This window comes from uncultured Dysgonomonas sp. (assembly GCF_900079725.1).
Taxonomy (GTDB): Bacteria; Bacteroidota; Bacteroidia; order Bacteroidales; family Dysgonomonadaceae; genus Dysgonomonas.
Genome location: NZ_LT599032.1, coordinates 4,450,382 through 4,462,748, shown reverse-complemented (window position 1 = coordinate 4,462,748; position 12,367 = coordinate 4,450,382). Strand labels below are relative to the sequence as shown.

Here is a 12,367-nt window from a genome sequence, read left to right as displayed (position 1 = left end):
AAGAAGGCCCGGACAAATTACATGTCCGGGCTTTTCTATTATTCAAAATAACATCATTTTATTTCTTTGATCTTCACGTTCTTGAACCACACCTCATCACCATGGTCCTGTAAAAGGATATTACCTTCGGCAGCATTTCCAAAGTTTGGCCAATCACGATATTTACTGTAATTAACCAAAGCCTTCCACATATCGTTATTACGCTCATATTCTAAAATTTTCACGCCGTTCAGCCAGTGCTCCACTTTATTTCCATTTACTACAACTACGGCTGTATTAAAGTCTTTCTTATTGAAAGGCTTATTCTCCGGTGCCGGAATAAGGTCGTAAAGAGATCCAAGTTTGCGGTTTCCTCTTACACCCAATTTAGCATCAGGATGCTTATCATCGTCAAGAATCTGAAATTCGCAACCGATAGCAGACCCTTCTCCTTTATTCAGGTCCGGATTCACGAAGTATTTGACACCGCTATTGGCGCCTTCTGTAATTTTAAAATCGACACTTAGTATGAAGTTTTTATATTTACGTGTGGTTACGATATCTCCACCATTAGTGGATTCACCGCCACCACTTTTCAGCACTTTCAATATACCATTGTCTATTACCCAGCCTTTTTCAGGGAAATTACTGATCTTGGCTCCACGCCAGCCGTTTGTGGTTTTTCCGTCCCACAAAAGTGTCCAGCCTTCTTTTGCTTCTTTAGGAGAAATGGTATTTACTATGCAATTGACCTGAGGTGCATCATTAGCATCCGAAATTTTGTATTTTTCTACATCAGTAGTGCAAATCCGGATATCTTTCCAGCTTACGGTTTTTCCTTCCTGACCCTTATCTCCTATAGCATGAACCTGTAATGCGATGAACCCCTCGAGCGTCATATCATCCCAGATATTAGCGCAAGCAACACCGTTTACCCATGTACGGATAGAACTGCCTATGGCCTCTATTCTCGCTTTATTCCACTGGCCGTTCTTAAACGCTGTCCGCGCCGACGGATTTACAGTCATTGGATATAGCCAGTTGCGGCGAGCTTCGTCATAGATACCTCCGGTCCATGCACGTTCGGCAGGATCTATTTCGAACTGGTAACCATGTACACGCCCATTTTGATAGTCTTTGAGGCTCAAACTGCGAAATTGTACACCGGAATTAAGTCCGTCATCTACCTTGAAGTCAAATTCAAGAATAAAATCTCCATAATTCTTCTCTGTAGCTAGAAAAGTATTGGGAGTATTCATCTTCGAGATGCCGACAATAGTACCATCCACAACTTTATATTCGGCTTTTCCGTTGAGCTTTTTCCAGCCTTTCAAATTCTTTCCATTAAATAATGGTTCCCATTTCTCCTGTGCAGATATTGCTGCCGTAAACAACAGAAGAATGGCTAATAATATATTCTTATTCATCTTAATTTAATCTAAATAACAAGTTCTAAATTGTAAGTGAAGATCAATATGTGATAAGAGAAAGATGTTTCTCACTTTTCATTCTTCACTTTTCACTTACTATAATTTATATTTTATAAAAATCTTCCCAGCCTTTACGTGGAGGAATGCCCGTAAGCATCGCGTTGGCAAAAGCATTGTTTGTTATTTGCTTGGTACGACTATCGAAATGGAACTTCGTATTCAAACGCTGCGCCATTACCCCTAGAGAGAATACCTGACTAAGAGGCCCGTGTATTTCGAAAGGGGAACGAGTCTTCTCAACTCCTGTACAAGCCAGCAAGAAGTTAGCAAAATGGTTTGAAGGGCTTTTCGGAACTTCCGGAAGTTTCGACGCCATATCTTTAGCCTTCGACTCAGGAATAATAGAAAGCGTACTGCCGTGAGATGCGCCTTTAAAGGTCAATTCCTTACTGTAAATGATCTTACCCGGATTAATCGTTGTTTTCTTGATTTCACCTGCCCCCGAAGCCGGAATATTAGGATCTAAGGCCGATTCCCCGTATCCCTCCGGTATTGGCGGAAGATTGTCCACACCATCGTACCACATAATATCGCAAGGCGGCATATCTCCTCTCGGACCAAATTTAAACTGAATAGTAGAATCTGTAGGGAAGAAATAATCGTTATGCCCGGTTAGTTTTATAGGATTAATTTCGTAAGGTAGCCCCAAATCAAGGAATTCATGTACGGTATCGAGAATGTGTGCTCCCCAGTCTCCCAGCGCTCCCATACCGAAATCGTACCAAGAACGCCATTCTCCGTTATGATATTTATCACTGTATTCATGATATGGAACAGCACAATGCCATGTCATCCAGTCTAATGTACTTGGTATAGGCTGTGCTTCGGGATACTTATATATATTTACATCCCATCCATGCCATCTGCGTGGATTATTCATGTGTGCAACTACGGAGGTTACATCTTTGATAATGCCTGCATCCTGCCAGGCTTTGAACTGGAAGTAATTGGCTTCGGAGTGTCCCTGATTACCCACTTGCGTCACTACATTAGGATATTTACGAGCTGCCTGCATCAACAATTCCGCTTCAAGAAAAGTACGTGCCATAGGCTTCTCCACATATACATGCTTTCCATAGGCCATTGCCATCATACAGATTGGGAAATGTGAAAAGTCGGGCGTAGCTATAGCTACAGCCTCGAACTCGTTGCCTATTTTATCGAACATTACCCTGAAATCCTGAAACTGCTTTGCTTTCGGATATTTAGCTATTACTTTCTGAGTCTGTTTTGCACCCATATCCACATCACAAAGAGCTACGACATTGACGAGTCCCGTTTTTTCGAAATCTCCAATAATCTGTTCGCCCCTATTACCGATACCGATATAGGCAATATTAACTTTTCTGTTAGCACCCACAACCCGACTATAGCTCTCGGCATTCATTGTACCAATGCCACCGACAGCCAGCCCGGCTGAGGCTACTGCGGCTCTTTTTAAAAAATTTCTGCGTGTTACCATGATTTAGTATTTTGAGTTTAAATTAGAGTAAAAAATCGCACATCTGATTATCTGAACATATACACCTGATATACTGAAACATAGATTAGCGACACTATATCTCTTATATTTATTTCCGTTTAAATAGAATGGACATTATACGGGTGAATTAGATATCGAATTTCTTAAATTAATAGGTTCTTTGATAAAACTTTAACAAAATAACTAATATATAACCTAACTTCAAAACATGTGTGCGAACACACACCTAGTCAAACAGCACATAAAAATCTGAATAAAAATACATTAACCACAAAAATAAATAACCCAGAATCAGAATATGTTTTACAACATGTTTTAGATTATAAAAACCCGGCATATACTGAAACAATATATCTTCAAATGATCAAAAAAAACATTTTTATCAATAACGCAATCCACTAGCAATCATTTTGAAACAAAAAGAACGATTTATATTTCAAAAAGTATTATTTTTGAAAACAAAATATGTAAAAAATCTATGAAACATCAGTTATTCCGAAAAAAAGATATAACAACCTTACTACAGGATTCTTTCCAGGAGAAAGACGGGTTGAAAAGAACCTTGACTACCGGGCATCTTATAGCATTAGGCATAGGAGCAATTATAGGTACAGGTATTTTTGTTCTCACGGGAACAGCTGCCGCTAATTATGCAGGACCAGCCCTTACCATATCTTTTATTATTTCTGCTTTGGGCTGTGCTATGGCCGGACTGTGCTACGCTGAATTTGCCTCTATGATACCGGTAGCAGGCAGCGCGTATTCATACAGCTATTCTACATTAGGCGAATTTTTCGCATGGTTCATAGGCTGGGACTTGATTCTGGAATATCTGTTCACCGCAGGAACTGTAGCTGTGGGCTGGTCAGGATATTTTGTCAGTTTCCTTGACGACTTCGGAATACACATCCCCCTGAATCTGCGCATGGCACCTTTCGACCACACCAGCGCCGATGGATGGTTTGCAACGGGTAGTATAATTAACTTCCCTGCAATGTTTATTGTTGCCGTCATGTCGGTATTGCTCATAAGAGGTATAAGCCAGTCCGCTACATTAAATAATATAATAGTTGTGGTAAAGGTCGTCGTCATCCTACTCTTCATCGGCTTCGGATTATCATATATAGACACCAGTAACTGGTCACCGTACATTCCTCAAAATACAGGTGAATTCGGACATTTCGGCTGGAGCGGTATTTTTCGCGGGGCAGCTGTCATATTTTTTGCATATATCGGGTTCGATGCCGTATCCACGACTGCACAAGAGGCAAAGAATCCTCAGAAGGATATGCCGAAAGGTATACTGATCTCCCTACTTATCTGTACAATCCTGTATATTGCGGTGACAGCCGTTTTAACAGGAATAGCACACTACTCCGAACTAAGTGTGCCTGCGCCTATTGCATTGGCTATAGATAAAGGAAGCGATGGTCTCCATTGGCTACGAATGCCTATCAAAATAGGAGCAATTGCCGGCTTAAGCTCGGTTATATTAGTAATGATGTTAGCCCAATCACGCATCTTTTATACAATATCGAGGGACGGACTGCTACCTAAGTTCTTCTCTAAAGTGCATACTAGATTCAATACCCCCCATTATTCGACCATTGTAACAAGTATAGCTGTAGGCCTTATTGCTGGTTTACTCCCAATCAATATACTTGGAGAACTAGTCTCTATCGGAACATTGATGGCATTTACGCTTGTATGTATTTCCATTGTGATACTACGCAAGACCCGTCCGGATGTTAACCGCCCATTCAAAACGCCATGGGTACCTTTAGTTCCAATACTGGGTGCTTTGATTTGCCTGTCTCAAATGGTTGCCTTGCCATTAGATACATGGCTAAGATTGATCGTATGGATGCTGATAGGTTTTGTTATCTACTTCGCATACGGAATAAAGCATAGTAAACTGAATAAACCCTGAACCTAGTCGAAACTTCAAACTGGCTGCCAGAACTATATGACGAGTATATTGTTAGAAAGGCAGGTACCAATTATATATTAGAAAGAAAATGAAGCTCACATACATTTACCATAGCGGTTATGCTATTGAGGCAAAAGACCTTACGGTTATTATAGACTATTATAAAGACTCCGATGACAATCTTCGGGAAGGCATCGTACATAAAAAGCTCCTGAAAAATAAAGGCAGGCTTTATGTTCTATGCACCCATTCACATGCCGACCATTTCAACCCCGATATACTGAAATGGAAAGATATAAAAAAGGATATCACATACATCTTTTCGAAAGACATCCTAAACAATCAAATGGCCAAAGAAGATGACGCTATATACCTCGACAAGCTGGAAGTATATAAAGATCATAATATCATTATCCGGGCTTTCGGTTCCACCGACTTGGGTGTGTCGTATCTCATTCATATTAAAGATAAGACCATATTTCATGCCGGAGACCTTAACAACTGGCACTGGAATGAAGAGTCGACCAAAGATGAGATACGGGAAGCCGAAGCCTTCTATCAAGATGAACTGAATTTGCTTGCCGCCAATGTAAAGCATATTGATATGGCGATGTTCCCTGTCGACCCACGCTTGGGTAAAGACTATATGAAGGGGGTTGAACAATTTATAGATGCAATACAAACAAACTGTATTGCTCCCATGCATTTCGGCGAAGCGTACGACAAGGCCTCAGCTTTTGCACCTTACGCTGCAGCAAAAGGAAGTAAGGCAATCCAGTGGCAACAACGGGGTGAGGATATTGAGTTTTAAATTTATAGAGTTATCTTTGTCATTCACCAACAAAACAGCATAGTCATGGAAATAAAAGGAAGATTTGACCATTTCAACATCAATGTAACCGACCTCGACAAGAGTATAGCTTTCTACCATAAAGCTCTCGGATTAAAAGAAATAAAGCGTAAGGAAGCTGGTGACGGATCATTCATACTTGTATATCTGGGCGACAGCTTCAGCTCGTTCTCGCTCGAACTGACATGGCTTAGAGACCATCCCCAACCATACGAACTGGGAGACAACGAAAGCCACCTATGCATCCGTGTAGAAGGAGATTACGACCAAGTGCGGGAATTCCATCGCGAAATGGGATGCGTCTGCTACGAAAATCATAATATGGGGCTGTACTTCATCAACGACCCTGATGATTACTGGATCGAAGTATTACCTGTCATCCTTTGATAATCAAAGCCCCACGCTTTCCCTTAAGAAATCAATCGAATCGAATATATCTTCTTTAGTTGCGGTTCGGTTGATTTCTATTTTACCCACATCCGACAGAAAGGTGAAGTTCACCGTGTCCGATTCGTTCTTCTTGTCGTGCTTCATATACTCGTACAACTGCTCGTAATGGTCGCAGTCGAAAAAGAACCCCTCATAATTATCCTTTATAAAGTAAACCGTCTTGTATAGCTTATCTTTAGGAAAACCACACTGTTTCTGCGACAAGTATAGTTCACAGACAATACCCCACGCTACAGCGTAACCGTGTTGCACAGGTCTGCCTATTTCATAAGAAAGGCTCTCGAATGCATGGCCGATAGTATGCCCCAGATTCAGTGCTTTACGGATGCCTTTTTCGAAAGGGTCTACTTCTACGATACGCTCCTTTACTGCAACCGAATCCACAACCAGCTGTTTCAGTTTATCATAATCTATTTCTTCTGTATCGAAAGACAAAGTCGCTTTCCATTCCTTATCACTGTCTATAAGCCCGTGCTTAACCATTTCGGCATAGCCCGACAGGAAATTCTGATGATCGAGGCTGCGGAAAAACACAGAGTCGATTAAAACCGTCTCGGCGGGGGCAAAAGCTCCTATTTCGTTTTTCAATCCGTTGAAGTTGATTCCGGTCTTTCCTCCTACTGCCGCATCCACAGCTCCGAGCAGGGTGGTAGGTATATTAATGCACTTTATCCCGCGTTTGAAACTTGCAGCAGCAAATCCCCCTATATCGGTGAGCATACCTCCTCCCAGATTGATAAGCAGTGAGTGGCGTGTTGCCCCGTTCTCTGAAAGATATTTCCATATCGACGACAGGGACTCTATATTCTTATTATTGTCTCCTGCCTTTATTATTATCTTGCCCGCCCGTGCCACCTGCTCATTATCCTTCACCAGTGGATAGCATAGCTTTTCCGTGTTTTCGTCTGTCAGGATAAACAGCTTATCAAAAGCCAGTTGACTAAGGATATAGGCGAGGTCTTTATTCAGTTCCGAAGATTTTATTACTTTTTGCATTGTTCTTATATTGTTAAAAGGTAACAAAGGTTACACATTTTTCTAATTTTTGTAGTATTACTTTTTAAGTTTTTAAATTGACTATATTTTCTATTTTTAAGAAAAGTACTTTTCCTATATCGGATGTGATTTTATCCATTTCTTCAGTCGTAAGAAAATCGGAATAGATTTTTGTTATTGGTGGCATATCACTATACGAAATTCCATATTCAGAGTCTTTAAAAGAAACTCCATATGCATTCTTATTAAAGGTAAATTTAATAAGCAAAGAGCTAATTATAAATTCTCTATACGGCTTTCTATATTTTGAGAAAATATAAAAAACACTTAATTGTTCTGTATTTGTATAATTAGCAGAATCATTGAGCATATCAAATACTTCATATATATAATCTAATGCAACTGCGAATGAGTCGAAATATTTATATTCAGTATCATTCCATTGTAAAGCAAGAGAACACTCCATAAAAAGACTATCAAATTGAGATAGTTTCTTGTCTAACTTATTAGAAAACGGTTCTATAACATTTTCAAATACTGCTTTTACACTCTCCTCTGACTTCTTTACAACATCACCTTTTTTATCCCCCAATCCCTTCTTCAACAAACTCAATTGCTTTTCCCAATCATCCTGCTCCTCTATCTGTTCTCCCTTTGCAGCCTTGACAGATAAATCTAAACTCCAGGCCGACTGCTGCATCATATAATTGACAAAAGCACGCAAATCACCGGCATCCGCCTGTTGCAACGCACGCAAATATTCTCTTTTCTCAGCCGTTTTTATAATTATAGGAGGTAAATCATTCTTGTACAATACATAGTTAACCAATAGACGAGCAACACGACCATTACCATCATCGAATGGATGAATACGGATATAACGATAATGAAGTATAGCAGCCAATTCCACAGGACTGAACTCTTTTTTCTCCGCTTCTTCATTATACCATTTTACCAAATCACCCATTAGCATCGGTGTTTCCTGCGGTGAAGCATATTCAAATATTTCGCCGTTCGACTGAATAACGCTATTCGGATATTTCTTATATTCTCCTACTTGTATTTCTCTCCGTGTAGATTGTCCGTCCGGAGTTATAGCATCTTTCCAAAAATTGCGCACGAGGATGGTTTGATTCAGGTCTTTTATAAATTTCTCTGTTAGTGGCTTATCTTTCTCCGCAGCTTCTGATTTTATCATCATCAGGGCAACATCATGTGCTTTCATTTCTTCAAGCTCACGTAATTCATGATTACCTTTAGTCTGATCGAAAAGTAACAGCAATTCAGTTTCCCCATAGGTAAGCGTATTACCTTCAAGATGGTTGGAGTTATAATTAAATTCCAATCTAAACTTCCTTTCGAGTTTTTTCTTACAATCTTCGTTGAAAGGTTGTAAACTCCTGTATTCCGAAATAAGCCTCTCTAACTGATTATTCATAATCTGACCTTATTTTGTGTCTTTTATATTTTTCTGAAAAAAGGGACAAAGGTTACATTTATATTCTTTCTCCTTATGCCTTTAACAGCATACCCTCTGAATTCCTTATTAATTTAACCTTAATTCACAATATACTGTTAAAAGGTAACAGATGTAACACATTTTTCATACTTTACAATCTTGCTACTTTTCTTATCCGAAAGTATTCTTTCAATCTGAGATATAGATAAAATATTACATAAAATGTGCATTCTCACCAAACTTATATCCCCTAAGCAACTCTTCTGTTTTCATAGCCCTCTTACCCGGAAATTGTATTTCTGTAACATTGATGTATCCGTCGGAACAAGCAATATGAAGGTATGATTTATTATCTGTCCGGAGATTACCAGCTAGAGATTGTCCCGCGCTTTTTACCTTTTCAGATACATATATTTTCACTGTCTGCACTTCTTTTCCTTCCTCGCGCAGCTTTGTCCATGCGGCAGGATAAGGCGACAATCCCCGTATAAGATTATATATTTCATCCACAGGTTTATTCCAGTCTATCCGGCAAGTTTCTTTGAATATTTTTGGAGCGGCCTTTAGTTCACTTTCATTGACAAATAACTGCTCCTGTGCCACTGCATCTACTTTATCTTCGAGTATCAGGTCTACAGTACGACGAACCAATTGTGCTCCAATCTGCATCAACTCATCATGGATTTTACCTGCATTATCCTCCTCCCCTATTTTCAGCTTTTGGCTAAGGATTATCTTACCGGTATCTATTTCGTGTGTGAGAAAGAAGGTAGTCACTCCGGTTTCCTTTTCGCCATTGATTATCGCCCAGTTGATAGGTGCAGCACCCCGGTATTGCGGAAGCAGCGATCCATGCAAGTTGAAAGTGCCCAGGCGCGGCATATCCCAGACCACTTCGGGAAGCATACGGAAAGCTACCACAATTTGCAGATCGGCATTCCATGCTTTCAGATCGTTCAGAAAAACTTCATCTTTCAGCTTTTCGGGTTGCAGTAAAGGCAAATCATGTTCAAGGGCGTATTTCTTCACCGCCGAATATTGTATCTTGTGTCCCCGTCCTCCGGGCTTATCGGGCATAGTGATTACACCCACTACATTATATCCGTTTTCGACAAGAACTCGCAGGCTTTCCACAGCAAAATCGGGAGTACCCATGAAAACGATTCGTAAGTCTTTTTTATTCATCTGTGATTTTGATTTCTTCTCAACAAAAGTAACGAAAAAACAAATCTCCCGCAAAGACACATGAATACAAAGTTATCCTTTGCACTTAGTACCTTAGCGGAAGATTGTATATGTTTTATCTTTTAAACTACCGAATGAAATTCAGAGCCGAAACTTTCTATTGTAATTCTGCCTATAAAAGAACGAAACTGGCCTAGTATCTTATTTTCCCTTATTATTGAATAAATCTTTCTTGAAAAACAATACGCGTATAAGCCACAGTACAAAAAAAGTAACACATACAATGGCAATAGTTGCCCCCGAACGTAAAATTATACTTAGCGAAATAGGCTGGATATCCCACAGGGCCAATACGGTAAGGGTGGCCCCCGTAAGAATTATAACAGCAGATAATATACCGATAAAGATTTTCATAAATACTTACTGTTAATAGGTTTATTCTTTCGCAAAGATAAAAAAGTATAGGACACATATTTTTTATCTTTTCATAATTTTGATTAAAAAGCAAGCAAAAATCACAGACCGGACATTTTAGTCTTCGGCAAAGTTATCGACCAGTACCTCCCTGTAAACATCCAGTATATTCGATTTCGAAATAAATCCGAGATATACATCATTTTCATCTACCACTGGCAGATTCCATGCCTTGGTTTCATCAAACAGCTTCATTATACGTTCCATTGTCATACCCACTACAATAATAGCAGGAGGAGAAGTCATAACACGAGAAATCTTGAAGCGGTTATATAATTCGGGACGAAACATTATATTCCTGATATTATCTATCAGCACAATACCTAAGAAACGGCTTCTGTCGTCCACCACAGGAAATACATTACGTGACGAACTCGATATTACTTTCACCATCTCACCCAATGTCATATCAGGGTGTACAGTTTGAAAATTAGTTTCTATCAACCGATTGATATTCATCAGAGTTAATACGGCTTTATCTTTATGGTGGGTGAGTAATTCTCCCTTTTTGGCCAGACGCATCGAATAAATACTGTGAGGCTCAAATATCTTGATAAAAGCATAAGAACAGATGGAGACTATCATCAGTGGCAAAAGCAACTCATATCCACCCGTCAGCTCTGCAATCAGAAACGTTCCGGTCAATGGCGCATGCATCACTCCGGCCATTACTCCGGCCATTCCCATCAGAGCAAAATTTTCTTCCGGCAATAGAGGCAAATATTGGCTGAATTCAGAATGGTTAGCTGCGTACGCAAATATAAATCCGGCGATACAGCCAAGAAACAGCGACGGAGCGAATATCCCCCCCGTACCTCCGGCTCCGTTTGTAGAGCTGGAAGCAAATACTTTCATCAATAAAACCCCACCTAGAAAGAGAATTATTGTCCAGCGGAAGTCTTTAAACTGAAAGAATAAACTGTTGTCGAGTAATGCACCATATTCCCTGTTGCCGCTGATCAATGCATTTATCGTATCATATCCTTCGCCATAAAGCGGAGGCATAAGGAATATAAGTATACTCAGCACAGTTGCACCGAGTCCGTATTTCTGCCAATAGCTAAGTTTCCTGAATATATCTTCTATCCAGTTCATGGCACGAGTAAAATAGAGCGACACCACGCCACAAAATATACCGAGCAGGATAACCATAGGGATACGCTCCAGAATAAACACATCGGTATGTGCATAGCTGAACATAGCCTTAGTTCCCATAGTTAGGTAAGAAAGCGTGGCTGCGGTCACAGATGTTACCAGAAGCGGTAATACGGTAAAGGTCGTAAGATCGAGCAATAGTACTTCCACAACAAACACAAGTCCGGCAATAGGAGCTTTGAAAATACCTGCGATAGCACCTGCCGCGCCACAACCGATAAGCAGCATCAGATATCTTTGTTCTACCTTGAACAATCGCCCGAGATTGGACCCGATAGCCGACCCGGTAAGCACAATAGGCGCCTCCGCTCCTACCGATCCCCCGAATCCGATGGTGATGGAACTGGCTATAATGGAAGTATAAACATTATGAAGTTTGATAAAACTTTTGCGTTGCGAGATAGCATACAATATTTTTGTTACCCCATGGCTGATATCATCCCGTACAACGTATTTCACAAATAGTCCGGCGATGAGGATACCTACAGCAGGAGTTATCAGATATATATAATTAGCTCCTTCGGTCACAAATTGAGATGTAAGAACGTGTTGTATTAGGTGTATAAGGCTTTTGAGTATATAGGCAGCCAATGCCGTAAATATTCCGATAAGGAAACTTACGAATATGACCAATTGTTTTTCCTTGACATTCTTGGCTTTCCAGACAAGGAGGTTATTGTATATTTTATCAAGTTTCATTTTTTAATTATTGAATCCCAAAAGTATAAAAAATAAGTTAGACTAATAAATATTTATTTAGTCGGATATTGTTAAGAATCCTCTCTTCCCTATCCACATGTAGCTGTATCCTTACTTTTCGAGAAATTCAAAGAAGAGATTGACCGATTTTTCACCCTTTATGCTCAAAATGTACAAAGAATATATTTCTATAATTTAAGCCTGTACTTATGTTTCG

General features: G+C 39.9%; 10 protein-coding genes. 3 read left to right on the top strand and 7 right to left on the bottom strand.

Annotated features, from left to right (window positions below; genetic code table 11):
- Positions 1-53 precede the first annotated feature (53 nt).
- Positions 54-1,406 (bottom strand): DUF1080 domain-containing protein, encoded by a 1,353-nt coding sequence (locus QZL88_RS18365; protein WP_296943708.1) that lies wholly within the window; start codon positions 1,404-1,406, stop codon positions 54-56.
- Between the two features lie 106 nt (positions 1,407-1,512).
- On the bottom strand, positions 1,513-2,931 hold the full coding sequence (locus tag QZL88_RS18360; RefSeq protein WP_296943706.1) for a Gfo/Idh/MocA family oxidoreductase: 1,419 nt from the start codon (positions 2,929-2,931) through the stop codon (positions 1,513-1,515).
- 499 nt (positions 2,932-3,430) lie between these two features.
- On the opposite strand from QZL88_RS18360, the gene QZL88_RS18355 reads away from it, so the two are divergent.
- The 3 genes from QZL88_RS18355 to QZL88_RS18345 all read left to right on the top strand — a co-directional run bounded on the left by QZL88_RS18355 (position 3,431) and on the right by QZL88_RS18345 (position 6,119).
- Positions 3,431-4,882, top strand: a complete 1,452-nt coding sequence (locus QZL88_RS18355) for an amino acid permease (protein ID WP_296943704.1) — start codon at positions 3,431-3,433, stop codon at positions 4,880-4,882.
- An 88-nt stretch (positions 4,883-4,970) separates the two neighbouring features.
- Complete coding sequence (locus tag QZL88_RS18350; RefSeq protein WP_296943700.1) at positions 4,971-5,693, top strand: MBL fold metallo-hydrolase; 723 nt, start codon at positions 4,971-4,973, stop codon at positions 5,691-5,693.
- A 45-nt stretch (positions 5,694-5,738) separates the two neighbouring features.
- Positions 5,739-6,119: a VOC family protein gene (locus QZL88_RS18345; protein ID WP_296943697.1), complete on the top strand. Its 381-nt coding sequence runs from the start codon at positions 5,739-5,741 to the stop codon at positions 6,117-6,119.
- A gap of 3 nt (positions 6,120-6,122) precedes the next feature.
- Here QZL88_RS18345 and aroB read toward each other — a convergent pair whose 3' ends face one another.
- The 5 genes from aroB to QZL88_RS18320 all read right to left on the bottom strand — a co-directional run bounded on the left by aroB (position 6,123) and on the right by QZL88_RS18320 (position 12,150).
- A complete protein-coding gene (aroB, locus tag QZL88_RS18340; RefSeq protein ID WP_296943695.1) occupies positions 6,123-7,178 on the bottom strand; it encodes a 3-dehydroquinate synthase in 1,056 nt (351 codons plus the stop codon).
- 64 nt (positions 7,179-7,242) lie between these two features.
- On the bottom strand, positions 7,243-8,616 hold the full coding sequence (locus QZL88_RS18335; RefSeq protein ID WP_296943692.1) for a Fic family protein: 1,374 nt from the start codon (positions 8,614-8,616) through the stop codon (positions 7,243-7,245).
- Between the two features lie 234 nt (positions 8,617-8,850).
- Entirely contained in the window at positions 8,851-9,822 is a 972-nt protein-coding gene (gene fmt, locus QZL88_RS18330; protein WP_296943690.1) for a methionyl-tRNA formyltransferase, read from the bottom strand.
- Between the two features lie 201 nt (positions 9,823-10,023).
- Entirely contained in the window at positions 10,024-10,236 is a 213-nt protein-coding gene (locus QZL88_RS18325; RefSeq protein ID WP_296943687.1) for a hypothetical protein, read from the bottom strand.
- Between the two features lie 117 nt (positions 10,237-10,353).
- Positions 10,354-12,150, bottom strand: coding sequence for a chloride channel protein (locus QZL88_RS18320; protein ID WP_296943685.1), 1,797 nt, complete (start codon positions 12,148-12,150; stop codon positions 10,354-10,356).
- Positions 12,151-12,367 lie beyond the last annotated feature (217 nt).